General features: G+C 58.6%; 21 protein-coding genes and 1 other RNA gene. 11 read left to right on the top strand and 11 right to left on the bottom strand.

Annotated features, from left to right (window positions below):
- Window positions 1-22: 22 nt before the first annotated feature.
- The 7 genes from OQ287_RS10135 to ffs form a co-directional block, all read right to left on the bottom strand.
- Window positions 23-466, bottom strand: a complete 444-nt coding sequence (locus OQ287_RS10135) for a YcgN family cysteine cluster protein (protein WP_265896359.1) — start codon at window positions 464-466, stop codon at window positions 23-25.
- Window positions 466-759 (bottom strand): YcgL domain-containing protein, encoded by a 294-nt coding sequence (locus tag OQ287_RS10140; protein WP_250939419.1) that lies wholly within the window; start codon window positions 757-759, stop codon window positions 466-468. The genes OQ287_RS10135 and OQ287_RS10140 overlap by 1 nt, the downstream gene beginning before the upstream one ends.
- The gene (gene rnd / locus OQ287_RS10145) at window positions 752-1,909 is read right to left on the bottom strand and encodes a ribonuclease D (RefSeq protein ID WP_265896360.1); all 1,158 of its coding nucleotides are present in this window, start codon (window positions 1,907-1,909) and stop codon (window positions 752-754) included. Before rnd ends, OQ287_RS10140 begins: the two co-directional genes overlap by 8 nt.
- On the bottom strand, window positions 1,902-2,504 hold the full coding sequence (gene recR, locus OQ287_RS10150; protein ID WP_250939422.1) for a recombination mediator RecR: 603 nt from the start codon (window positions 2,502-2,504) through the stop codon (window positions 1,902-1,904). The genes rnd and recR overlap by 8 nt, the downstream gene beginning before the upstream one ends.
- Window positions 2,504-2,830: a YbaB/EbfC family nucleoid-associated protein gene (locus OQ287_RS10155; RefSeq protein WP_265896361.1), complete on the bottom strand. Its 327-nt coding sequence runs from the start codon at window positions 2,828-2,830 to the stop codon at window positions 2,504-2,506. Before OQ287_RS10155 ends, recR begins: the two co-directional genes overlap by 1 nt.
- 59 nt (window positions 2,831-2,889) lie before the next feature.
- A complete protein-coding gene (dnaX, locus tag OQ287_RS10160) occupies window positions 2,890-4,806 on the bottom strand; it encodes a DNA polymerase III subunit gamma/tau (protein ID WP_265896362.1) in 1,917 nt (638 codons plus the stop codon).
- A gap of 160 nt (window positions 4,807-4,966) precedes the next feature.
- Window positions 4,967-5,063: signal recognition particle sRNA small type (gene ffs, locus OQ287_RS10165), an RNA gene on the bottom strand.
- 216 nt (window positions 5,064-5,279) lie between these two features.
- On the opposite strand from ffs, the gene OQ287_RS10170 reads away from it, so the two are divergent.
- The 4 genes from OQ287_RS10170 to OQ287_RS10185 are packed head-to-tail and all read left to right on the top strand — an operon-like array spanning window position 5,280 to window position 9,247.
- Window positions 5,280-5,951, top strand: coding sequence for a response regulator transcription factor (locus OQ287_RS10170; RefSeq protein WP_265896363.1), 672 nt, complete (start codon window positions 5,280-5,282; stop codon window positions 5,949-5,951).
- Window positions 5,948-7,315: a sensor histidine kinase gene (locus OQ287_RS10175; protein WP_265896364.1), complete on the top strand. Its 1,368-nt coding sequence runs from the start codon at window positions 5,948-5,950 to the stop codon at window positions 7,313-7,315. Before OQ287_RS10170 ends, OQ287_RS10175 begins: the two co-directional genes overlap by 4 nt.
- The gene (locus OQ287_RS10180; protein ID WP_265896365.1) at window positions 7,312-8,442 is read left to right on the top strand and encodes an ABC transporter substrate-binding protein; all 1,131 of its coding nucleotides are present in this window, start codon (window positions 7,312-7,314) and stop codon (window positions 8,440-8,442) included. The genes OQ287_RS10175 and OQ287_RS10180 overlap by 4 nt, the downstream gene beginning before the upstream one ends.
- 43 nt (window positions 8,443-8,485) lie before the next feature.
- On the top strand, window positions 8,486-9,247 hold the full coding sequence (locus OQ287_RS10185) for a TlyA family RNA methyltransferase (protein WP_265896366.1): 762 nt from the start codon (window positions 8,486-8,488) through the stop codon (window positions 9,245-9,247).
- Here OQ287_RS10185 and mscK read toward each other — a convergent pair whose 3' ends face one another.
- Window positions 9,248-12,577: a mechanosensitive channel MscK gene (gene mscK, locus OQ287_RS10190; protein ID WP_265896367.1), complete on the bottom strand. Its 3,330-nt coding sequence runs from the start codon at window positions 12,575-12,577 to the stop codon at window positions 9,248-9,250.
- 248 nt (window positions 12,578-12,825) lie between these two features.
- Between mscK and OQ287_RS10195 the strand changes: the two genes are divergently transcribed.
- From OQ287_RS10195 to OQ287_RS10210, 4 genes are read left to right on the top strand one after another with little or no spacing between them, the layout of a single operon-like run.
- The gene (locus OQ287_RS10195; protein WP_250939429.1) at window positions 12,826-14,625 is read left to right on the top strand and encodes a phospholipase A; all 1,800 of its coding nucleotides are present in this window, start codon (window positions 12,826-12,828) and stop codon (window positions 14,623-14,625) included.
- A gap of 52 nt (window positions 14,626-14,677) precedes the next feature.
- Entirely contained in the window at window positions 14,678-15,013 is a 336-nt protein-coding gene (locus OQ287_RS10200; RefSeq protein ID WP_250939431.1) for a DUF883 family protein, read from the top strand.
- Window positions 15,013-15,408: a phage holin family protein gene (locus OQ287_RS10205; RefSeq protein ID WP_250939433.1), complete on the top strand. Its 396-nt coding sequence runs from the start codon at window positions 15,013-15,015 to the stop codon at window positions 15,406-15,408. Before OQ287_RS10200 ends, OQ287_RS10205 begins: the two co-directional genes overlap by 1 nt.
- Complete coding sequence (locus OQ287_RS10210) at window positions 15,395-15,691, top strand: YqjK family protein (RefSeq protein ID WP_250939435.1); 297 nt, start codon at window positions 15,395-15,397, stop codon at window positions 15,689-15,691. Before OQ287_RS10205 ends, OQ287_RS10210 begins: the two co-directional genes overlap by 14 nt.
- Window positions 15,692-15,728: 37 nt before the next feature.
- Here the strand turns inward: OQ287_RS10210 and OQ287_RS10215 are convergent, their stop codons facing one another.
- Window positions 15,729-16,913, bottom strand: coding sequence for a BaiN/RdsA family NAD(P)/FAD-dependent oxidoreductase (locus OQ287_RS10215; protein WP_265896368.1), 1,185 nt, complete (start codon window positions 16,911-16,913; stop codon window positions 15,729-15,731).
- 105 nt (window positions 16,914-17,018) lie between these two features.
- Window positions 17,019-18,008 (bottom strand): phosphogluconate dehydrogenase (NAD(+)-dependent, decarboxylating), encoded by a 990-nt coding sequence (gnd, locus tag OQ287_RS10220; protein WP_250939439.1) that lies wholly within the window; start codon window positions 18,006-18,008, stop codon window positions 17,019-17,021.
- Window positions 18,009-18,279: 271 nt separating this feature from the next.
- On the opposite strand from gnd, the gene OQ287_RS10225 reads away from it, so the two are divergent.
- From OQ287_RS10225 to OQ287_RS10235, 3 genes are all read left to right on the top strand, one after another.
- Window positions 18,280-19,551 carry an acyltransferase family protein gene (locus tag OQ287_RS10225; protein ID WP_265896369.1) on the top strand — a complete coding sequence of 424 codons (1,272 nt, stop codon included), beginning with the start codon at window positions 18,280-18,282 and terminating at the stop codon, window positions 19,549-19,551.
- A 214-nt stretch (window positions 19,552-19,765) separates the two neighbouring features.
- Window positions 19,766-20,230 (top strand): DUF2243 domain-containing protein, encoded by a 465-nt coding sequence (locus OQ287_RS10230; RefSeq protein ID WP_250939443.1) that lies wholly within the window; start codon window positions 19,766-19,768, stop codon window positions 20,228-20,230.
- The gene (locus OQ287_RS10235) at window positions 20,227-20,994 is read left to right on the top strand and encodes a cytochrome c oxidase assembly protein (protein ID WP_250939445.1); all 768 of its coding nucleotides are present in this window, start codon (window positions 20,227-20,229) and stop codon (window positions 20,992-20,994) included. Before OQ287_RS10230 ends, OQ287_RS10235 begins: the two co-directional genes overlap by 4 nt.
- A gap of 185 nt (window positions 20,995-21,179) precedes the next feature.
- On the opposite strand, the gene OQ287_RS10240 is transcribed toward OQ287_RS10235, so the two are convergent.
- Window positions 21,180-23,693, bottom strand: coding sequence for a CaiB/BaiF CoA-transferase family protein (locus tag OQ287_RS10240; protein WP_265896370.1), 2,514 nt, complete (start codon window positions 23,691-23,693; stop codon window positions 21,180-21,182).
- Window positions 23,694-23,761 lie beyond the last annotated feature (68 nt).

Genomic DNA, 23,761 nt, shown 5'->3' on the forward strand with positions numbered 1-23,761 from the left:
ACGGCGCCTGACGCCGCCGTGGCTATTCAATCGGCAGGATCTGAATGATGTGCTCGTCCAGTGCCTCTTCAGGCACATCCCGCTCGGACACGGCCCAGTCGCGGACACTTTTCCCCGTACGGTGCATGCGCCGGTCGTTGCCGCTGATCAGTGGATGCCAGCCTGCCAGACGTCGCCCCTCCGCAAGGCGGCGATAGGCACAGCTGTGGGGCAGCCAGTTGAAGCGATCAATGGCATCACGCGTCAACCGGGTGCAGGCCGGTACGCGCTCGAATCGGTTGGGATAATCACTGCAACGGCAGCTGCCGATATCCAGAAGCTCGCAGGCCACGTTCAGCACGGCCACTTCCCCGGCATCCTCCAGCTTGATCAGGCAGCACTGACCACAGCCGTCACACAGGGCTTCCCATTCGGGGTCGGTCATCTCCTCGAGCGGGACGGTTTCCCAGAAACGCTCACGAAGCATCAGTACCGGCCTTCCGTCGGTGCCCGATACATGTCCAGCATGCCGGGCTCTTTCGCCGGCGGCATCTGCAGGTAAAAGCCCTGCTGACGTACTGATGTCATGACCTTGACTGCCGTTGTTCGTGCCATCGGCTTGTCAGGTATCAGCATGATCGGCATCACCATGATGGGCGGGCCGAATACCTCTCTCAATGCATCCGGCAGATCCTTGAGGGAGTCGCCCCTCACGACGTAGAGATACATCTCATCACGCCGTGAGCTTTTATAGATATCGCACAATAACCGATCAATCATGTCCGTGCTCCGTGTAGTACGTCTCCGCGACCGACTGAATGTCTTCCGCAAGCAACGTCTGGCGCCATCGGGTGACAATTTCGACAGGTTGACCGGCCAGAATCGACATGACCCACCCTTCAATGTCACGGCGGCTGCCCAGCAGTTCTGACGAGATGTTCAGCGCCTCGGCCCTGGCCGTAACCACAGCCTTGAGCGACTTGAACAACGGTTTGAAGGGCGGAACCTGTGGTGCCGGCAGCGATGGGGAAAGAGCCTCCGGCTCAATGGCCAGCACGTCCTTGATCATCGCAAGCAGGGTATCACCTTCCCGTTTCACAAACGGTGGGCGCACCTCATTGATCTGGGACAGTTCAAACCGATTCTTCGGCAGCGCCACGGCCAGATCAAACAGCAGCGTATCGGATGCCAGCCGCTTGCGCGGCATATCCCTCAGGCGAACTTCCTGCTCCCGCCACAGACAAAGGCGGCGAAACGCCTCCAGCTGCCGCGGCTCCAGCCGCCATGCCTGACGGTGACGAAGATAACGATGCTCGTCATCGCGAGGCTGTTCTGCCCGACTGACCAGTGCATCACACTCCTCACGGAACCAGGACAGGCGCTGCGATGTTTCAAGAGATGCCTGCTGGCGCCGCCAGATGGGTTCCAGATACAACACATCCACGGTGGCATAACGCTGCTGCGCCTCACTCAATGGCCGCATCAGCCAATCCGAGCGGGTCGCATCCTTGGGCACATGAACGTCCAGATAATGCTCTACCAGACGCTGATAGCTCATGGAGGTTTCACCTCCGGTAAAGGCTTCGGCCAGCTGGGTATCCGCCAGGGGCGCCGGAACGATTCCCAGCCACTGGCGCAGTACTTCCAGATCCTCGGAGCAGGCATGCAGAAGCTTCAACGGGCCATCGCGGCCCATCAACGAGACCAGCGCCTCATGGGTACCGTCAAGTGCCGCCATATCCACCAGAAATATCCGATCCGGGGTTCCCATCTGCAGCAGAGCCGGTACAGGATGAAAGGTGGTTTCCCGAAAGAATTCGGTGTCGATCGATAATACGTCGCAGGCCGCCAGACATTCACAGGCCGCAGCAAGGGCATCAGGCGTATCGACCCACTGGCCGGGCATCACTTCAGGAAGGGCATTAGTCATTGAAAGGTTGTCGTCCCATAAAGGCGCGGCTCAGCGTCCCGCCGTCCACGTATTCCAGTTCCCCGCCCATGGGTACACCATAGGCCAGCCGTGACAGTGTCACGCCCCGGGGCTTGAGTTGCTGCGCGAGGTAGTGGGCCGTGGCCTCTCCCTCGACGGTCGGGTTGGTGGCCAGAATCACCTCGTCCACCCCGGCCTGTTCCATCACGGCGTCCAGCGCATCAAGTCCGAGGTCATCCGGCCCGATGCCGTCCAGTGGTGACAGGTGGCCATGCAGGACAAAATAGCGCCCCCGGAAGCCGCCGGCCTCTTCAATGGCCAGCATGTCTCCCGGAGACTCGACGATGCACAGCAGCCGGTCTTCTCGACGCGGGCTTTCGCACAGCTCACAAAGCGGCTGTTCGGTCAGGGTTCGACAACGCTGGCAATATCCCACGTCTTCAGCGGCCTGCATCAGTACACGCGCCAGTTGACGACCGCCGTCCCTGTCGCGCTCCAGCAGATGCATGGCCATGCGCTGAGCCGTCTTGGGCCCGACACCCGGCAATACGCGCAAGGCATCCAGCAACTGGTCTACCAGCGGAGAAAACGCCATTAGAACGGCATCTTGAAACCGGGTGGCAGATTCATGCCCTCGGTGACTTCGGACATGCGTTTCTGAGAGGTTGCCTCGACCTTGCGTACCGCATCATTGACCGCAGCTGCCAGCAGGTCTTCCAGAAACTCCTTTTCCTCGGTCATGACTGACGGGTCAAGTTCGATACGCGTCACGTCATGACGGCCATTCATGGTGACCTTGACCATGCCGGCGCCGGACTCGCCATGCACTTCTTCCTTGGCGATATCGTCCTTGGCTGCCTGCATCTTTTCCTGCATTTCCTGCGCCTGTTTCATCAGGCCACCCATGCCACCTTTAAACATGCCGACACTCCTTGTAATGATTGAAAGTAATCGCCGGTTCAAATATTCCGGCTGTTGGATCAGGCATCAGGCTCGAACGATACCACGGAGGTCTCGATCAAACGGCCTTCAAAAGCCTGCTCCAGTGATTGAATATGGGGATCACGACGCAGTGCATCAACGGCTCGGGCCTGGCGCTCTGCGGCCAATCGGTCCCGAAGGCGTTTGGGCGTTTCAATCGCGTTATCCACCGCCTCGACGTCAAAGATGACCCGGCGCGGCGTATTGACCGCGCTCAGGGCTCGCTCAAGTCGGTCGCGATGCACCTCCGACAGCATGGCGCTCTGGGAGGGATCGAGCAAGAGCGTCAGTGTATGGCCATCGTCCTGCCCCAGGGCACAGTGCGCGACCAGATTGGCTGTCAACCCACTCAGGGAGAGGTGCCGGAACAGCGCCAGCCAGGCAGCATGGTCCAGCACATTGCCCGATACCGTGGACACCTCATCAGATGATGGCGCCTCGTCGAGGGGGGCCGGACGCGGATCGGTAATCGGCGCCGGCTCAGGCGACGGCACCAGTGTCGCGTCGGCCACTGTGGCATCATCTTCCGACACTGCGGCATCATGCGCCGATGACGGGACGTCCTGCCAGTCCGGCGTATCATCATCAAGCGACCAGGGGGGCGGCTCGGGCACCTCACCGGCCGAAACGTCAGTCGTCTCGGCCGGGGGCGTAAAAGGGGAAGAAGTGCCTTCGGCCGCCTCCCGAGTGTCGGGTTCATCGAGCGGCGGAGCATTATCAAGGGCCGCGGCAGGCTCAGGGACATGCGATAAACGCCCGGCTTCACTGTGCTCTACCGGGGCCTGCGACGGTGCCGTGATCGGCAACGGCGTCTCTGCCGGGCGCGGCACTCCCTGCGGGCGAAATGCGAGCATGCGAAGCAGCGTCATTTCAAGAGCGGCACGCGGCTCAGGCGCCTGATTCATGTCAGCACGGCCCTGCAGCGCCATCTGGTAATAAAGCTGCACATCCTCGGCAGTAAAACGCGTTGCCAGATCAATTACAGCCTCGCGATCACCATGGGCATTATCCACGGCATCGGGCACCATCTGAGCGATGGCCAGCCGGTGAAACAGCCCGGTCATTTCATCAAGCACACCACTGAAATCAGGGCCCTGCTCTGCCAGCTCGGCAATTTCAGCCAGCAGGCGGCGAGCATCCATGGCAGCCAGCGCTTCTGCCAAAGCCATGACGTGATGGTGGTCCAGCGTGCCGAGCATGGTCGCTACATCATGACCTTCTACCCGGCCGTGACCAAAGGCAATGGCCTGATCCGTCAATGACAGCGCATCGCGCATCGACCCGTTGGCAGCGCGGCCCAGCAGCCACAGGGCGCGCTCGTCAAAGCTCACCCCTTCCTGCCCGAGCACGTAAGTCAGGTGAGAGACGACCTTTTCCGGCGGCATGTGCTTGAGCGAAAACTGCAGACAGCGCGACAGTACCGTAACAGGCAGTTTCTGGGGGTCGGTGGTGGCGAGCAGGAACTTGACGTGGGGAGGCGGCTCTTCGAGGGTCTTGAGCAGCGCATTGAAACTGTGTGTCGACAACATGTGAACCTCGTCGACCAGATAGACCTTGTAACGGCCCTGGGTCGGCGCGTACTGGACGTTGTCGAGTAATTCACGAGTGTCTTCCACCCGGGTACGGGACGCAGCATCGACTTCGATCAGATCGACAAAACGGCCCTCGTCGATCTCGCGGCAGGTTTCGCACACGCCACAGGGCGTGGAGGATACGCCCTGTTCGCAGTTGAGACACTTCGCCAGAATGCGCGCCAGCGTGGTCTTGCCGACGCCGCGGGTACCGGTAAACAGATAAGCGTGGTGCAGCCGCTCCTGATCCAGGGCATTGATCAATGCACGCGATACATGTTCCTGTCCGACCAGTTCGTGAAAAGTGCGCGGCCGCCATTTACGGGCCAGAACCTGATAACTCATGAAGCACGCCTATCCTTGGGCAGAACCCGACACGAAACTCGGACGTTCATCGGGCAAAGCCGCTGTACGCCACCTGGGCCGTTCATTCTATAGAGTGCAGACGTTGAGGCAAGACAGAAGGCAAACGCGGCAGGTTTTACCCCGCAGAAATGGAGGCGGCCCCTCTCAGCCACATCCCGGCACACGACTCCATCACTACCGTTGCTCCCTTCCGGGCCTGGCGGGGTTCGCGATTTCACGTTGCGGGAGGACCAAAAGGAGCCACCATAACGCAGCAGGTAAAGGCGCAGTAAAGTGCGTCTCTGCTGAATTGGGCGGCATCATAACAGCGCCCTGAACAGATCACAAGGCGCATTTCCCTGGCGCCGGCGCATCGACTCATTACGGCAATGATCGACCCATTGCATATCGCAGGATGCGAGCACTCGCACAATGCGCGAAGATACTCTTCTCTGACGCAGGAGACCTGCCCGATGCCCATTTTACTTGTCGAAGATGATGTTCTGCTGGCCGAAACGCTGGTTGCCCTGCTGAAGCAGGCCGGCAACGCGGTGGAACATATTGCCGATGGCGCCCGCGCGCTGGACAGGGTCAGTTGTGATCCCCTGCCGGACTGGCAACTGGTGCTACTGGACCTGAACCTGCCAGGTGCCGGTGGACTTGACATACTGGCCCGCTTTCGCTGCCACAATACACATACACCTGTCATTATTCTGACCGCCCGCGGAGCCATTGCCGACCGAGTCAAGGGACTTGATCTCGGTGCGGACGACTATATTGCCAAGCCCTTTGCGCTGGATGAGCTGGAAGCCCGCATTCGTGTTCAGCTTCGTCGTCATGACAGCCGCAATGAGCTGTACCGGCTGGGGCCACTGGCCTTTGATGGCATCACCCAGCAGATCACCGTGGAAGATACTCCCCTGCCCCTGCCCCCCCGCGAACTGCGCTTGCTGGGATGTTTCCTGCGGCACGCCGGCAAGGTGGTGGACAAGGCCACCTTGCTGAAAGAGGCATTCGGTGATGACGAAGCCATCGCCGACAGTGCATTGGATGTGTATATCCACCGCCTGCGACGTCGCCTGCCTGACGATATCGTGTCACTTCGCACGGTACGCGGGCTGGGCTATATACTGGACAGGGCATGATGACCTCCACAAGCCTTGCACGGCGCTTGAGCCTGTGGCTGCTGATTCCGCTGGCCCTGTGCGGTGCGGTACTGCTCGTCACTGCCTGGAACAGCGCACGCCATACCGCTGATCGGTCCTATGACCGATTGCTGGACGCGGCGTCGCGCGCCATGGCAGAACAGGTAAGGTGGCAACATGGTCATCTCTGGTTTGACCTGCCGGCCTCGGCACTGGACATCCTGGCCCCGAGCGGGCAGGAACGAGTGTTTTATACACTGGTGGACCGCACAGGCACTGCCCTCAGCGGCAATGCCCATTTGCCCGCGCCAGCCGACCACGACCATCCGTCGGCTGACTTTTCGACCACCACCCTGCCCTGGCACGGCATGATGATTCGGCTGGGGGTGCGTCAGGTCACGCCGTCGGGCTGGGGCGAACCGTCACCGTTTGAAATTCGCGTTGCCCATACCCTGGAAGCCCGTGACCATCTGGCCAGAGAGCTGTTCATGGCCTCGGCATGGCGTCTGCTGGCCATGCTGATACTGGCGGCACTGGTGGTGGTCTGGCTGATCCGACGCTCACTGTCGCCCCTGAGGGTGATTCGTCGGGAGCTTCGACGCCGCAGTGCCAATGACCTGTCGCCACTGGCTCTGCCCACACCCCGTGAACTCAAGGAGCTGGTCAATGCCCTGAACGACCTGCTGGCACGCCAGCGTGGCGCTCACGCCGAACAGCAGCGATTCATCGGTGATGCGTCACACCAGCTGCGTACCCCTCTGGCCGGCTTGAGCGCCAGCGCCGAACTGGCGTTGCGTCAGGAAGATCCGGCCCAGTGGCACGCGGCGCTCAAGGTGCTGCACGTGACCAGTACGGATGCGGCACGCCTGGCCTCGCAGCTCCTGTCCTGGACGCGCTTGCATCATCCCGAGTCAGGCATTGAGAACGAGGCCCTGACCCTGTCGACCGTCGCTAGACACGGCGTGGTGCGCGCCATGGAGCAGACCGGCTTTCGCCATATTGATGTAGGCCTTGATACCGAGCAGGGGGATGCCACGATTACCGGGGCCGGCTGGCAACTGGAAGAAGCCCTGGCCAACCTGCTGGATAATGCACGCCGCTACGGAGCAAGCTGCATTACCGTCGGCACCCGGGCAGACCCACCATCCCTGTGGGTTGAAGATGATGGCCCTGGCATCGAAGCACACGAACGCGCCGAGCTGATGAAGCCTTTCAGACGAGGCGGCCAGAACGGGCCGACCGGCAGCGGCCTTGGCCTGGCCATTGTCGATGGCATTGCCCGGGCGCATGGCGCCGACCTGACACTGACCACCCCTTCCCGGGGCGGGCTGCGTGTCACGCTAACCTTTCGGACACCATCATGAGCTTTCATTTGAAACACCGCCTGACTCACCGCGGACTGCAGACCGTCGCCCTGATCATTCTACTGGTCGGCAGTACCGCTCACGCCAGCGCTGCTCGTCCGCAAACGACCCTGACACTTGAGGCACAAACGCCTCAGCATGCTCAACTGCGGATTGATGGTGCGGTAGACGAACACATCATTGCTCCGGTACTGACCGCCTTTCAGGTCGCCAACCCGCATGTACGGGTGGTGTATCGCAACTTTTCCACTGAAACGCTTTATCGCCATTACGATCACCTGCCCGATCAGGACAGTGCGGATCTGGTCATTTCATCCGCCATGTCACGGCAATATGCCCTGGTCAACGAGGGGCATGCCCAGCCTCTGGGGGCCAGCATCAGTGATCACTGGCCACGCGACGCCCTGTGGCGCAATGAGCTGGTGGGACTGAGCTTCGAGCCGATCGTCATGGTGTTCCGCCAGGACCTGCTGAAGGATGCCCTGCCCCGCAGCCATGAAGCCCTGCTTGAGTATCTGACGACCCACAGGGAGGCCCTGCAGGACAAGGTCGTTACGTATAACCCTGCCAAAAGCGACACCGGATTCACGTTCACCGCTCAGGATGCCCAGCAGTCGCCGGGATACTGGTCACTGATCAATGCCCTTGGCGGGGTGCATGCCGTACAGCTTGACTCAACGCGCCCCATGCTTGAAGGGCTGGCTGCCGGGCGTTATGTGATCGGCTACAACCTGATCGGCTCCTATGCCTTTCAGGCCGCGCGGGACAATCCGGCACTGACGGTGGTGGTTCCCGAGGATTATGCCCTGGTGCTGCAGCGGCTGGCCTTCATACCGCGCTCTGCGCGACATCCGAACGCGGCGCGCCACTTTCTGGCCTTTTACACCAGTGAGGCCGGACAGCAGGTAGTGGCTACCCAGGCCATGCTGGGTGCCCTCCACCCGGCAACACGTGGCCCCGGGTCGGCCAGTGCCCTCAAGATGGGATTTGGCGGCAGTTTGCGCCCCATTCATTTAAGCCCCGGCCTGATGGCACTGGTGGACCCCCTCAAGCGTCAAAGCGTACTGAGCCGCTGGCAGCGCGAATTCACCCGCAACACGCCACACCCGGATGACAGCATCCGCTGACCAGGGCATGCTTGCCCGCCGAAGATGCAAGGAGACTACCGCGATGGGAAATGTTCGCGCTGATCAGATGCTGGTCAGCCAGGGGCTGGCACGCTCCCGCACACGGGCGCAACGATTGATCAGGCATGGCCGGGTACACATCGAGCGCCAGGGACGGCAGATCCTGCTGACGCGCCCGGGCGAAAAGTGTCCCGAAGGCAGCAGGTTCATCGTCACTCCGGACCCGGAAGATACTTACGTATCTCGGGCAGGTCTCAAGCTGGAGGCCCTGCTGACGCATACCAGTGTACCTCTGGAAGGGCTCGCCGTGCTCGATGTCGGCCAGTCCACGGGCGGCTTTACCGATTGCGCACTTGCCCACGGCGCCCGCCAGGTCATCGGGATCGATGTCGGCCACGAACAGCTTGACGATGAATTACGCAAGGATGCGCGGGTCATCTGCATCGAAGGCTGCAATGCCCGCACCCTGACGCTGGAAACGATTGCCGAATGGGCGCCTGAAGGGCCCGACGCTGTCGTGATGGATGTGTCCTTTATTTCCCAGACTCTGATTCTGCCGGCACTGGCGGCACTGATGCCTTCCGGGACGCCCCTGCTCTCGCTGGTCAAGCCACAGTTCGAGCTGAGCCCGGACGCGATCAACACCCGCGGCCTGGTCCGCTCGACCGATGATTACGATACCGTTCGTACCCGGCTGGCCTCGTGCTGTGACACCGTGGGGCTCGACCTGCTGGCATGGATCGACAGCCCGATCACCGGTGGAGACGGCAATCGGGAGTTTCTGATGCATGCCCGTCGCCGCTGATCAGGGGGATGAAGGGTCAGGCGTTTGCCGTGTCTGCACGCAGGACGCCTGACCCTGCTGATTGTGGAGCCATACATCCATCTGCTGGAAGGCAATGCGAATACCGGCCTCGCGGAACATGCGATCCACACACCGATTGATTTCATCAGTGACCGGCAGACGATCGCCGAGGTCACTGACATGTACCCGCACTTCAAAGTCAAAGGCATTGACGTTGTAGGCCATGCAGAACACCAATGGCTCCGGATCTCGCAACACACGTGCATTGTCCTGACACGCCTTTAAAAGCAGCGTGTGGACCTCATCGAGATTGGCCCCGTGTGCTACACCGAACTTCAGCACAACCCGCGTGATGTTATCCGACAGGGACCAGTTGATCAGCCGGTCCGTCACGAAGGTCTTGTTGGGAATGATGATTTCCTTGCGGTCAAAATCGGTCACGGTCGTGGCCCGGATCCGGATCCGACTCACTGCGCCATGCAGCTCTCCCAGCGTAATGGTATCGCCGATACGGATCGGGCGTTCAAACAGGATAATCAGGCCTGAAATGAAGTTGGCGAAGATTTCCTGAAGACCAAACCCCAGCCCGACACCCAGCGCCGCTACCAGCCACTGCAGCTTGGCCCAGGCGACACCCAGCGTACTCAGCGCATAGACGATCCCGCTGACCACGATGACATAAGACAACAGCGAGGTTACCGCATAGGCCGTGCCGGGCTTGAGTGACATCCGCGACAGCACCATGACTTCCAGCAAGCCGGGCAGGTTCCGCGCCATAACGCTCATCAGACCGAACGTTGCCAGAGCAATGAGCACATTGGCCAGCGATACCTGGGTCATCTCACCGTCGGCGGCACTGGCCGCATGAATGGTCCAGACCGTGACCGTATCAAGATATGACAATACCGCCAGCAAATCGGCCCAGATAACGTAAAGCAGCGCACTGAACGACAGGATCAGGATCAGCTTGGACAGGCGCAGCGACTGCTGATTGACCTGCTCCATGTCCAACGGCGGCTCTTCGATGGTATCAAGCCCGCCCCCTTCTGCGCCCTCCTGGACCTGTGCCCGGCGACGCGCCACTGCACGGCGATAGGCAAGCCGACGCGCGGCAACAGCCAGCCCTCTCACGACACTGGCTTCCACCACGATCCAGAGGGCAAAGATATACAGCGTATTGATGAAGCGGCCGGTGAGCCGCAGCGCGGTGTATTCGTAACCCAGACATACCAGCACACCCAGTATCAGCGGCACCATGGCCAGCACCAGCCCCAGCAGGAGCCGAAACAGCCGCACACCGATGTAGGGCGTATGTGCCAGTACCACCCGCACAAGAAAGACACTCATGGCGACCAGGCCAATCAGCAACAGCAACAGCCCGGCCGGATGGTCGGCCAGCTGGCTGTCTGCGTTTTCGGCGAGAGCGGTAATCATCAGGACAGGGATCATCGCCATGCCCAGCCACAGGAACAGGCTGCGCAAGCGGGCAACATAGCCCGGCGCCCAGTGAAAATGGCGCTCGGCTACGCCGTCACGCACCAGTAGGCGACGCATGAGGGCAAACACGCCCCAGGCCAGTGACAGACGAAGCAGCCCTTTTCCCAGAGACAATGAAAATCCTTCTCCGCCATAGTGGAGCAGCCCCCCCAGAGCACCCAGCAGCAACGGGCCAGTGGAAGACAGAATCCAGTTCAACAAAATCGCCTTTGGCGTATGCAGCTGGCTATCCCGCTTGAGTCGTCCGACTTCATCATGCAGCATCAAAAGCCGTTTCTTGATGCGACGTCGGAAAAAGGCCACCAGCCCGGCAAGCCCCAGCGGTAGCAACATGACCAGGGCCCGCAGAGAAGGCACCTGCCACAGGCTGGCTACCGCATTTCCCCAGGAAGGGTCGTTCAGATCCCGCCACAACGATGACGGCAGTGCGCGCAGCCAGCCAACACCCAGGGGCTGCCCATTGGCCGCCCAGAACAGCTGTTCCTGAATGGTGTGATTGACACTGTCACTGATCGAGACCAGCTGCTGCTGATTGAGCTGTAAATCAATTGCCCTGCCCAACAGATTGCCGTACTCGCGGTCGAGCTGGTCCAGAAGGTCTCGCCGTGCCGCATAAAGCTGCATAAGACTGCTGCGCACCTGATCGGAAACCTCGGCGACATTGGCCTCTTTCATTTGCTGACTCAGAAAGGTGTCGGGACTGGCCAGTGCGTCACGGGTCTGAGACAGATCAAACTGCTCGAGGCGCACCTGCCCGATTTCTTCCTTCAAGCCGCGATCCATTTTGACATCAGCAAGATCATCACGCTGCTGACGCAGGATGCGCGATAGCAACAGACTGCCTTTCACGGCATCAATCTGCTCACGCAAGGTGCGCTGCACCTGACGCACGTTATCAAGCTCCGTACTGGCTGAAATACTTTCACGGATCAGCGTATTGACGCGGTCCGTGGTATCCAGCAGCTTTCGGCTTAACGCCCGATTGCGATCGAGCGCCTGCTCGATCAGCGGTGAATCAAGGGTGGCTTCACCATCGGTTCGGGTGGCATCGGCAATTGCCTTTTCAGACTGATCACGGCGCTTTTGATTGATCAGGGACTGCAACACCAGAAGGTTGTTGTTTTCCTGCTCAATCTGACGATCCAGCAATTCGCGATGCGCCAGTGCCACATCGCGCAGGGCGGTATTGTTTTCAAGCTGGCGCCGATTGTAGTCAATACGCTGATTCAGCAATGCCTTGCGTACCACCAGAGACTGCCGCATGACATCGGACAGGGGCTGGCCGCTCTCGTCTTCATTGCTGCCAAGGGTGGACTCGATCGCCTGCAGATCGTTTTGAGCATTACTGATAACCGACTGCGCGCGCTCAGGCAGTGTCTGGGCGTTGATCAGTGCCCGGTTGGTATCAGCCATGGTGGATTGACGCTGCTTGAGCAACTCGATGGATTTACCGGCCCGATCCACCAGTTCGCTCAGACTTTTTGTCTGCAGGGCATCGGTATCGGCACTGGCCGACTCATTGAGCGATCGAAGCGCCTCGCGGTAACGCCGCTGGCGGGACGCTGCATGGTTGATCCTGTCATCAAGATCTTCCAACTGAGCGCGCAATGATGTTAATGCTGTCCGGTCATCAAGCGTCGCCTCCAGGGTTGCCAGCTCCCGCTTGTCATCGGCATTCGAAGACGCAGTGGAGGACAGGCGGGCAATCTGCTGCTCCAGAGTCGCTGCCTCCGGAATCGACGTATCCTGTGCCAGTGCCGCATCGCTTGCGATCCAAAGGCATGCCATCACCACCAGCGCCTTCAAGACGCCACACCATCCCTGCCCTGTCATTGTTTGCCTGCCATCCGTTGTTCATGCCCTGTGCGGCGCCATCATAATCCCCCCGGCGGCGGGTAAAAAGCGTGTCCCGATGAATGTGACACTTTCTCAACCGGCTTAAACGCTGATTAACAGCTCGAACACTTTTATTATCCGGATAGTGCCTTGTGTGGGGGAGCGATATACTGCGCCCACTTTTTGAGGCTGGCGCCGTATCCGTGCGGCCTTTCAATGTTCCTTCGCCTCGTACAGGTATCCATATGGCTCGCTTGATTCGCTGTTTGCTGCACTGGCCGTTACTGGCTCTTCCCCTGATTCCTGCATTGGTTCACGCAGCCGACCTCGGCGAATCGTCTACCTCGGATAATGAAAAAACACGGCAGGTGGCTGACCAGTCACAGCGGCGCACTGCCTTTGAACGTCACGCCGAAGCCAATCCGCTGGCGATTACAGTCTATCGGCGCAACTACCTGCTGCCGATGACGTACAACTTTAATCCCGATGAAGGCAATTTCCGGTACATCAGCGGAGAACCGGTCGATAACCGCGAAGTGCAGTTCCAGCTCAGCTTCAAGATCAAGCTGCTGGATGATGTCTGGAACGACAACGGAGATCTTTTCTTTGGCTATACCCAGCGCTCCTGGTGGCAGGCATATAACTCGGATGCCTCGGCCCCCTTCAGGGAAACCAATTATGAGCCGGAGGTGTTTGCGAGTTTTGACAACAGCCTGTCGCTACTGGGCTGGACCAACACCATTAACCGCCTGGGGGCAGTGCATCAGTCCAACGGCCGCTCGGATCCTCTTTCGCGCAGCTGGAATCGCCTGTATGCAGAAAGCATCTTCCAGAATGGCAACTGGTGGCTGAGCGTCAGACCATGGTGGCGCATTCCGGAAAGTGACAGTGATGATGACAACCCGGATATCGAAAATTATCTGGGCTATGGCGACATCATGCTGGGGTATGCTCGCAACAACCAGGAGTTGACCTGGTCCATCAAGGGCAATCCGGGCAAGGGCCACTATGGCAACCAGATCGACTATTCGTTTCCGCTCCACGACAAGCTTCGGGGGTTCGTCCAGTACTATAACGGCTATGGCGAAAGCCTGATCGATTATGATCATTACACGCGCCGCCTCGGCGTAGGCCTGAGCTTCAATGCCTTTTCGGCCGGCCTTCCCAGCGCACCGGACCATGCCCCTCTTCCAGTGGCAGCAGCCAACGGCAGTGATGCGCCGGATCCGTCGGAAACAGTCCGCATCCGCCGCACGCTGGAATCAAACATTGAAAACAACCCGCTGGCCATCTCGGCGTATCGCCGCAATTACATCCTGCCGGTGACCTACAACACGCGCCCCAATACCCGCTTTTTCGACCAGATCGGAGATGGTTCGAACGTCGACAATGCGGAAATCAAGTTTCAGTTGAGCCTCAAGGTCAAGGTCTGGGATGACCTGTTTGGCAGTAATGGGGATATCTATTTTGCCTATACGCAACGCTCATGGTGGCAGGCCTACAACGATGATGCCTCGGCCCCATTCCGTGAAACGAATTACGAGCCGGAAATCTTTGCAAGCTTTGATAACAGCCTGACCCTGCTGGGCTGGACCAACACACTGAACCGCATCGGGTTTGCCCACGAATCCAATGGTCGCTCGGACCCTCTTTCCCGTAGCTGGAATCGCATTTATGCCGATACCACCTTCCAGCGTGGCAACTGGTGGCTGACCGTCACACCGCACTGGCGCATTCCTGAAGGCGACCGGCAGGACAATAACCCCGACCTTGAAAACTATATCGGCTACACCGACATGATGCTGGGTTATGCACGCCATGGTCAGGAAATCACGTGGACGGCCAAGGGCAATACCGGCAAGGGCAATTACGGCAATCAAATCGACTATTCCTTCCCGCTGCACAACAAGTTGCGTGGCTTCATTCAGCTCTATGAAGGCTATGGTGAAAGCCTGATCGACTACGATCATTACAGCCGCCGCATCGGTCTTGGCTTCAGTTTCAACGCATTTCAGGCCGGGATGCCCGGTTATATTGAAGACTAACCGATTACTGCTATGCTGGAGTTGAACACCCTAAATCACCGGAGGACGCTACATGGCCATGCAGCCTATTGAACCGCAGGATCAAGCTCGTAATGTGAGCAAGGAACAGCTTTATGATGATCTTCGCCAGCTTTCAAGCACCGTTGAAGAACTGATGCAGGCTACCGCGGATGATTCTCGAGAGAATGTTTCTCGCGTACGCGAGCAGGCTGAACAGCGCCTGGCAGCAGTCAAGAGTCGTCTGAGTGAAAAAGGCGAATACGTACGGGAACAGGCGCTCGAGAAATTCGACTGCGCTGATAACTATGTCCATGAAAATCCGTGGGCCAGCGTCGGTCTTGCTGCAGGCGCCGGTGTGGTTCTCGGGTTGCTGCTCGGACGTCGCTGATGCCACAGAATGACGGACCTTTCGAGCGCCTTTTCGGCGCATCGCGTAACGTCATAAGCTCGATGATCAACGCAGGCGAAACTCGCCTGCGTCTTTTTGTTGTAGAGCTTGAGGAAGAACGTTCACGCCTGATGCTGATGCTCATTCTTGCAGGCATCGCCATGCTGCTGATCGCATTCGGCATCGGTATGCTGATGCTGCTGATTGTGGTCATGTTCTGGGAAGATCACAGACTGATGGCCATGGGCATAGCCTCCGGCATTCTGATCGCTCTGGGCCTTCTACTGGCATGGCGCGTTCGAGCCATCGCACGACGCCCAAGCCTGCTGAAATCGACGCTGAGTCAGTTCAGCGAAGACCGACAGCATCTGGAGCAGCATCGTGAAACTTCGTGAGCTGGAAATTCGCCGTGCCCAACTGGAACACCAGGTCATCCAGGATCGGCTTGATATAAGCCACAGTGCACGGGACTGGCTGGAAGCGACAGCCCCGATGGACAGGGGATGGCAGAAGATAGCCCGCTACAAGGGTGTACTACTGACAGGGGCAAGCCTTGCGACTGCATGGCGGGCCCGACGCAACAGGCGTCATGAGCGCAAGGGTATCGCAAGGCATCTGCGCAAGGGTATTCTGGCTTACACCATGTTCAAGCGCGTCAAGGGGTTGCTGTCCCGCTAGGCGGGGCGCGCCTCTTTCAGGCCATGCGCCCGCCCCCTTATAAAGCCCGTCCGCAGGCGACACCACTGGCCCATGCCCACTGGAAGTTGTGACCTCCCAGCTGTCCGGTGACGTCCAGCACCTCACCTATGAAATAAAGCCCCGGCTGATTGACCGCTTCGAATGTCTTTGAGGATACCTCACGGGTATCCACACCGCCCAGCGTTACCTCTGCAGTACGCCACCCTTCCGTGCCCGACGGTTTGAGGAACATGGCCGAGAGGTGCTGACTGATCTGCAGGCACTGCGCATTGGAAAGGGCTGCCAGAGTGCCTCCCATGTCATACCAGTCACTGAACGCTGCTGCCAGCCGATGAGGCAAGAATGCCTTCAACCAGGTCTGAAGCTGCCGGCGAGGTGTCTCTGCTCGCGCCTGCTTTAGCAGCTCAAGAACATCCTGACCGGCAAACCAGTCGATGACAATGTCCTCTCCCTCACGCCAGTGCGTGGACAGCTTCAGCATGGAGGGACCGGAAAGCCCACGGTGAGTCATCAGCACCGGTTCCCGATAGCAGCCGTCACCACAACGAGCCTCAACAGGCACGGCCAATCCGGACAAGCCGGAGAAGCGCGTTTTCCACTCACCACTGAAAGTGAAGGGCACCAGGGCAGCCCGCACCGGCAGTACATTAACGCCAAACTGGCGCGCCAGGTCGTATCCAAATCCGGTCGCCCCCATCGTCGGGATCGACAAGCCGCCGGTTGCCACGACGACAGCATCAGCCTCGATGCTTCCGCGAGACGTTTCCAGCCGATAGCCGCCCTGCTCCCAAGCCGTTACCGAGGCAATGGTGGTCGAGAGCGACAGGGTCACCCCTGCCCACTCACACTCGGTCAGTAACATGTTGGCAATATCCCTGCTCGACTCCTCGCAAAAAAGCTGACCAGGCTCTTTCTCGACATACGAAATACCATGGCGCTCTACCAGCTCCAGAAAGTCGCGTGGTGTATAGCGTTTCAAGGCCGAAATACAGAAATAGGGGTTGTCGGAAAAGAAATCTGCCGGCGTCGAATTCAGGTTGGTGAAATTACATCGACCGCCCCCGGACATCAGGATTTTTTTGGCCGCCTTGTTTGCATGGTCAAGCAGCTGCACATGATGCCCACGATAGGCCGCCGCCGCCGCACACATCAGCCCGGCCGCACCTGCACCAATCACTATAATGTCGCGCGCTTCTGTCATGTCGTTATCGCTTTAACCATCACTGCCCGGCCTCATTACTTGAAAAAATATCGTCCTGATACAGCAGCGCCGCATCGTGTGCGGCGCTGCAACCTGCTTATCCGTTTATTTCTTCGGATCAGGCGGCGTCTCGACATGGCCACCAAACTGCTTGCGCATCGCTGACAACAGCTTTTCACCATACGTATTATCGCTACGGGAACGGAACCGCGTGAATAGCGCCGCAGACAGCACATTGGCTGGTACTGCTTCCTCGATGGCCGCCTCGATGGTCCAGCGCCCTTCACCTGAATCGTTGACCTTGCCGCTATACCCTTCAAGGTCATTATCTTCGGCCAGCGCAATGGAGGTCAGATCCAGCAACCAGGATGAAATCACGCTGCCACGACGCCACAGCTCGGCAACATCCGCCAGCTCGATGTCGTAGCGCATGTTCTCGGGCAGCTCTTCCTTGTTACGGTTCTTCAGGATATCAAACCCTTCGGCAAACGCCTGCATCATGCCGTATTCAATGCCGTTGTGTACCATTTTTACGAAATGGCCCGAGCCATTCGGCCCGCAATACATATAGCCCTGCTCAACACGCGGATCGCGCGTGGCACGAGATGGGGTCTTGTCGATATCCCCCTTGCCAGGAGCCAGCGTTTCAAAGATCGGATCCAGCTTTTCAACGACCGGTTGTTCACCACCGATCATCAGGCAATAACCACGTTCTCGTCCCCATACGCCACCGGACACACCCACATCTACATAGTGGATACCCTGCTCGGCCAGTTTTTCGGCGCGACGCACATCATCCTTGAAGTTTGCATTGCCGCCGTCGATCAGGGTGTCATCGCTGCCAAGCTTGCCTCGCAGCGTCTCGACCGTCTGTTCCGTAATATCGCCGGCCGGCAGCATCAGCCAGATGACACGGGGCGCAGGCAACGCGTCAATCAGCTCATCCAGAGATCCAACCCCCTGCGCACCTTCGTCAGACAATGTGCTGACCGCCTCGGCACTGGCATCAAAGACGACACACTCATGGTCGGCATCCATCAAGCGACGGGCAATGTTTGCCCCCATTCGACCCAGCCCGATAATCCCTATTTTCACGAAAACGCTCCTTGCTTGCACAGCATGCATAATGGCTCAGACCAGAGGGCCCGGTAATCTGGGAAGGATTCTAGCAAAAAGAGCGAAATACCGGCTAATACCGAAGCAACTTTCTTTTACAGCAAAAAGGCAGGGATACTTTGAAAATGTAACTTTGAAAAATCTTAAGGTAACCAAATGAAATCACTTGAGCACAGCTTCAGTCGTCTTACTGCCTCATCCTCGACCCAAGTCAATCGTGACACAAGACAGTGATGAGAGGGACCGCACCATGGCAACACCATCCAGGGAGACATTTGTAGCGCTGGACTGGCTGCGCTTCGCACTGGCCATCTATCTGGTAATGTTTCATACGCTGAAAAATTATCCGGAAGTACAGGCGCTTCCCATGGTACATAGCCTGTTAAGCCTCGGCTTTTTCTCGACCAGTACATTTTTCGTGCTGTCGGGCTTTCTATTGACGCACGTATACCTGGGGCCGGGCCGACGCGCCGAGATCAATAAAAAGAGCTTTTTCATTAAACGGTTAAGCTCTCTCTACCCGATCCATATACTGGCCCTGCTGCTGGCCATCCCCCTGGCGCTCACAGCCTCGGGCTCGATGGGCACCGTGATGGTAGACCACAATGTCAACGGCTGGCACATGAATGCGCCCGAGACGCAGGCCTACGCCCTTGATACAACAGGGTGGCTGGTCAACCTGGGGCTCAACCTCTCGCTGCTACAGGCATGGAATCCGCTATATACCGTCTTCAATCAGCCGGCATGGTCACTTTCCGCCCTGCTGTTCTTTTATATTACCTTTCCCTATCTGGCACCCAGGCTGCGCGCTACATATCGGCCCGCTCTGCTGCTGACCGTACTGTGCCTACTCTATCTGACCCCCTCGCTGTACATGTTTTTCAGCGACACCGTCACCCCCATCGCCCACGGCATGATGCATCGCAATCCGCTGCTGCGGCTGCCGGAATTTCTTGCAGGTATCGTGCTGTACCGGGTGTATGATCTGAAGCCCGCATGGCTGGCTGCCCTCACCGGACATACCGGCAAATGGTGGTCAATCGGATTCATCCTGCTGTGCCTTTGGGCCACGGCCATGCTGTACCAGTTCGTCGGCGGCCAGTGGTATTACCTGGTTCATAATGGCCTGTTACTGCCGGCTCAACTGCTGCTGGTCATGCTCTGTGCGCGCAGTCGACTTGACCCTCGCACATGGAGCGCAGGCGTTGCTGCCCGCCTGGGCATCGCCTCGCTGTCGATCTTTGCACTGCATATTCCGCTGTCCATGATGGCATCAAAAATTGAAAAGGCGAGCTACGCCCTGTTCGACATCATTACAACGGATGCCACTCTCGGCATGCTGCCCCATCTGGCAACTCAGGAAGAAAGAAGCCTATGGGTATACCCGATCTATCTGGCAGTGGTGATCGTAGCAAGCGCCCTGTTTCAGACACGTCTGGTCAATCGAATGCGAGACAGGCTGCGTGCACGGTTCCTCAAACCAAAACGCGGTACCAGAACCACCTACTCCTCACAAGCCTGAAGTACACCCTCTGCCCCCGGCATCTGCCGGGGGCAGAGGATTATCAACCCCGTGAATACTTCCACATCAATGCCAGCGCAACCTTTCAGGCAGACAGTCGTATTTCCGGACGCGTAACGAGCAACGTATCGACCGTCGCTCTCCCCACTCCGCCCCCCCTGTCAAGTCGTCTATGCTTTGGAAACATTTACTCATCCGTCAAAGGATATGACGCATGACCGCACCTGCTCCTGATGTTCGACGTACCCTGCTGGCCGCCATACTACTGGGCATCGGTTTCATGGCGGCCATTGATGAAATCATCTTCCACCAGTTACTGGTCTGGCATCACTTCGTGGAGAGCGACAGCACCGTTGCAGCCATCATTTCGGATGGCGTGCTGCATACCATGGAGCTGGTATTGCTTGTAACCGGGGCGGCGATGATGCTCAGACTTCACGAAACCCACCATCATGCGCCTGGCTATCGTGGCCCGGGATTTCTGCTTGGCATGGGCGGCTTTCAGGTATTCGATGGCATTGTGGATCACAAGCTGCTGGGGCTGCATCAGGTACGCTATGTCGACAACCTGATTGTGTACGACCTGGCCTGGAACGGCGCAGGTATCGCCCTTCTGGCCGTCGGTTATGTGCTGCTTCAGCGAGCCCGGCGCGGGCAGGCCAGCACTCAGCTGTCATGATGGCACTGAGGTTGCTCACTGCGCTGGTGGGGTGCGCGTATGTGCTCGGTGTATGGCAACAAAAGCAGCGCGGACAGTCCTGGCCCGGTTATCGCACGGCCCTGTTCATTTCAGGCATTGTTCTGATCGAACTGGGCCTGTCGCCCATCGTGATGCATCTGGCTCACCATGATCTGCGGGCCCACATGATCCAGCATTTGATGATCGGCATGTATGCGCCTGTCGCGCTGGTGTTCGCCTGCCCCATGACATTGTTGCTCAAGACCCTGCCGACACGGGGCGCCCGAGGGCTCGTCGCCTTGCTTGGCCACCCTGCCGTCCGACTCTGGAGTCACCCGATAACCAGTGTAATATTCAATATCGGCGGTATGGCCATGCTGTACCTCACCGGCCTGTACGTGGCCCAGCTTCACTCACCGGCACTGGCACTTCTGGTTCATTTTCATTTTATGGCCGCCGGCTGCCTGTTTACCTGGGCCGTGGCCGGGCCGGACCCGGCACCCTATCGTCCCGCCCTTCCTGCTCGACTGATCGTTCTTGTCATCGCCATGGCATGCCATGCCGTACTGGGAAAATGGATGTACTTCATTCAGGCCCCGGCCATGCCAGGCGCCACGGTACAGGACATCACCCAGGCCGCCCAGTGGATGTTCTACGGCGGAGAACTGGCCGAAGCGATACTGGTGTTTGTACTGGTACGCCAGTGGCTGGCCCGCGAACGCCCTCCTCATACTACCCCGCGGGCCTTGTGGACAGGACCATGACGGCGAACCAAACGCCACCGGCTCGTTGAAAGGAGATCCTGTACCTCAACGGCGATTGAAACCCTCTGGCCTGACACGAAAAAACCAGCCATGAAAGGCTGGTTTTCATTAACTCTCAACAATACAGAAATATTGTCCTGAACACACTGCGAAGCCTGATATCGCCCCGGTAAACGGGGCGGACCTCAGCTTGGCAGGTACTCACGGCTCCAGCTTTCCGATACAACGCCGTCTTCAATCAAGCGGTCGATGTCATCAGCTGAGTGGCCGAGCTCCTCAAGGACACTTCGGGTCGACGCTCCGTACTTTTCAGAAGGCACCATGGGATAGATCCTTCCCCGCCTCGGGCGAATCGCATAGGGATCAAGCTGTGTAATCACATGCCCGCTGGGATGGTCCTCGTAGACAGAAAAGGAATAGCTGCCCCGATCGATGCCCGTGGCATGCTCATCTGCCGGATGGGCATTGTAGGAGCGAAGCGTTTCGAGGTTTTCACACACGGCCGCAGCGATATCGGCGGCCTGCAACCGCTCTACCCAGTCCAGGGCGCGCATGGTCACAAACCGGGGGGCCAGAAAAGCGGCGCGTTCGCTTGCCGGCACCTCGGCCAGCCCTTCCAGGCCCTCGACATTGGCGAACTTGTGCAGTTCCTGCTCATAGGCGCTGATCAGCAGGATGCCATCAGATGCTGAATAGAAACGTGACAGATCATCGTAGCCATTGACTTCCCGCCCTGCCGGCTCATCAAAGAGCCCGCGACGCTCATAGTCGTAACAGAATGGCATCTGAGCCAGACCGCTCAGGGCGGACAGCGAGGTCTTCACCCGATCCACCCTGCCGGTCTTGAGCTTTTGATACAGCGCTGTCGCTATACCGAGCGAAGCGCCGAAACCACACATGACATCAATGGTGCCAACGTGAGCGTGCTCTTCAGGCGTGTCCATGCTGCCGCCAAAGCGCAGCATGATGCCGGTGGTCGCCTGCACCAGATCGTCGTAACCGAGGTAATTGGTCCGTGGGCCGGGCAGTACACCGCTGAAACAGTCCAGTTGACAGAAAATGGCCTGGGGATTCAAACGCTTCATGCCTTCTTCGGTCAATCCCATGCGGCTCACCTGCTTGTCGGTGGCATTCCAGACCACCACATCGCTCTGGCGGATGAGCTCCTCGAGAATCTCGCGTCCTCGTGGCTGCGTGACATCGGTCAGCACGGATCGCTTGGAGCGCATGTGAGACAAACCGAAGATGACCGTGTTCCAGCAGTCATAAAAGGGCTTGGCTGGATCGATCTTGATGATTTCCGCTCCGAAGCGAGCCAGATAAGCCACGGAATGCGGCCCGGCGATCACGTTGCACAGATCAAGAACCCGAACCCCCTCAAGCCAGCCATCGCGAGCATTCTTGGCACGCACCCTTGGCAGTTTGGTCTCGATCCGAAGCAGAGCGTTCAACGCTTCCTGATAGTTGACCCAGCGGCGTGGTGCAGGCGACAGCATCTCCGCACTGCTGCCCTGCAACCACACCATGGGGCCAGGCTGGGTCATGACGCCGAATTCCGGGTCGTCCACCTCGACCATCAGGCCGGACGTTTCGGCATGGTCATCGTGGATCCACTCCTGCAACCAGCGCTGCGGAGCACCGGGAAACTTGCCGCGGCCAAAGATCTTTTCCCACTCCTTGGACGTTCGGGTAATGAAGACCTCTTTCATCCGGGCGGCGATATGATCGGCCCAATGCTTGGGCAGAGGGTAGACCCCCAGTGACATGTCGGATGCCCATTCGCTGACCGGACGATAGGTATCCGGTTCCTCGTTCATGCCCTCGGCAACCAGTTCATCATAGATACCCAGTACCTTCAGACAACGCTTGGCATGCTGATTGTGGCTTGGACAGACCACATAGAACATGCGCCCATCCTTGCACTTGTAGCTGCGATAAAAGGGGTCCAGCAGCTCCTGAAGCTCATCGTAGCTGAGGTTCATGGGCAGACCTTCGATGCGCCGGCGCTCGATCTCCTTCTCGCGCTGCGTCTTGTAGCGCTCCGGCAGGCCGTCGATCCTGATCGAGTTGTAGGTAAGGCCCTCCATCAGAGCGCAGACCAGCGGCACTTCGATTTCATCCCCCAGCCCCGTGCGTTCACGCGCCTGTAGCGCCAGTACCACCGAAGACGCCGCCAGCATGGTGCCGTAGGCAGAACCCAGCGGCAGCGGTGAAAATGACGGATTGATTCCCATCAGTACCCGGTTGAGCCCCATATCCGTGAAAACGCCGGAATTGGCCGCAATGACGCTTTCGAAGGCATGCCAGTCACGGCGCAGCTCATCATTGGAGGCAAAGCCGGGAATCGACAGGGTGATCAGCTCCGGGCGCTCCTCACGCAACGCCGTGAAGTCGATGCCGAGACGCGCCATCACGCCGGGACGAAAACTCTCGATGACAATATCGGCTTCCTCGATCAACGCCAGAGCCTGCTCACGGCCCTCCTGTTGCTTGAGGTCGATGGACACGATCAGCTTGTTGCGATTGAGCGTCGCATTGGCAGGTGATGTCCAAAGCGGTCCCTTTGGGGGATCGACGTGGACGACCGTAGCACCCAGATCTGCCAGGATCATCGCCACCGCGGGGCCAGCAATGAACTGACCAAAGTCGATAACCTTGACATCTTTCAATGGCAGGTTTGAATGGGGATTTAATGCCATTATGAGTTTCCTTATCACGCCGATATGTTACTTGTTTGGAACATCAGGAGGCCTTACGGCCTCCTGAC

Origin of the sequence: Larsenimonas rhizosphaerae (assembly GCF_026240105.1) — a bacterium.
GTDB classification, from domain to species: domain Bacteria; phylum Pseudomonadota; class Gammaproteobacteria; order Pseudomonadales; family Halomonadaceae; genus Larsenimonas; species Larsenimonas rhizosphaerae.

What these genes read in the sequence shown, in the direction of transcription:
- OQ287_RS10135 (WP_265896359.1), bottom strand. Translation starts at nt 466, where the DNA reads ATGCTTCGTGAGCGTTTCTGGGAAACCGTCCCGCTCGAGGAGATGACC.
- OQ287_RS10140 (WP_250939419.1), bottom strand. Translation starts at nt 759, where the DNA reads ATGATTGATCGGTTATTGTGCGATATCTATAAAAGCTCACGGCGTGAT.
- rnd (WP_265896360.1), bottom strand. Translation starts at nt 1,909, where the DNA reads ATGACTAATGCCCTTCCTGAAGTGATGCCCGGCCAGTGGGTCGATACG.
- recR (WP_250939422.1), bottom strand. Translation starts at nt 2,504, where the DNA reads ATGGCGTTTTCTCCGCTGGTAGACCAGTTGCTGGATGCCTTGCGCGTA.
- OQ287_RS10155 (WP_265896361.1), bottom strand. Translation starts at nt 2,830, where the DNA reads ATGTTTAAAGGTGGCATGGGTGGCCTGATGAAACAGGCGCAGGAAATG.
- dnaX (WP_265896362.1), bottom strand. Translation starts at nt 4,806, where the DNA reads ATGAGTTATCAGGTTCTGGCCCGTAAATGGCGGCCGCGCACTTTTCAC.
- OQ287_RS10170 (WP_265896363.1), top strand. Translation starts at nt 5,280, where the DNA reads ATGCCCATTTTACTTGTCGAAGATGATGTTCTGCTGGCCGAAACGCTG.
- OQ287_RS10175 (WP_265896364.1), top strand. Translation starts at nt 5,948, where the DNA reads ATGATGACCTCCACAAGCCTTGCACGGCGCTTGAGCCTGTGGCTGCTG.
- OQ287_RS10180 (WP_265896365.1), top strand. Translation starts at nt 7,312, where the DNA reads ATGAGCTTTCATTTGAAACACCGCCTGACTCACCGCGGACTGCAGACC.
- OQ287_RS10185 (WP_265896366.1), top strand. Translation starts at nt 8,486, where the DNA reads ATGGGAAATGTTCGCGCTGATCAGATGCTGGTCAGCCAGGGGCTGGCA.
- mscK (WP_265896367.1), bottom strand. Translation starts at nt 12,577, where the DNA reads ATGACAGGGCAGGGATGGTGTGGCGTCTTGAAGGCGCTGGTGGTGATG.
- OQ287_RS10195 (WP_250939429.1), top strand. Translation starts at nt 12,826, where the DNA reads ATGGCTCGCTTGATTCGCTGTTTGCTGCACTGGCCGTTACTGGCTCTT.
- OQ287_RS10200 (WP_250939431.1), top strand. Translation starts at nt 14,678, where the DNA reads ATGGCCATGCAGCCTATTGAACCGCAGGATCAAGCTCGTAATGTGAGC.
- OQ287_RS10205 (WP_250939433.1), top strand. Translation starts at nt 15,013, where the DNA reads ATGCCACAGAATGACGGACCTTTCGAGCGCCTTTTCGGCGCATCGCGT.
- OQ287_RS10215 (WP_265896368.1), bottom strand. Translation starts at nt 16,913, where the DNA reads ATGACAGAAGCGCGCGACATTATAGTGATTGGTGCAGGTGCGGCCGGG.
- OQ287_RS10225 (WP_265896369.1), top strand. Translation starts at nt 18,280, where the DNA reads ATGGCAACACCATCCAGGGAGACATTTGTAGCGCTGGACTGGCTGCGC.
- OQ287_RS10230 (WP_250939443.1), top strand. Translation starts at nt 19,766, where the DNA reads ATGACCGCACCTGCTCCTGATGTTCGACGTACCCTGCTGGCCGCCATA.
- OQ287_RS10235 (WP_250939445.1), top strand. Translation starts at nt 20,227, where the DNA reads ATGATGGCACTGAGGTTGCTCACTGCGCTGGTGGGGTGCGCGTATGTG.
- OQ287_RS10240 (WP_265896370.1), bottom strand. Translation starts at nt 23,693, where the DNA reads ATGGCATTAAATCCCCATTCAAACCTGCCATTGAAAGATGTCAAGGTT.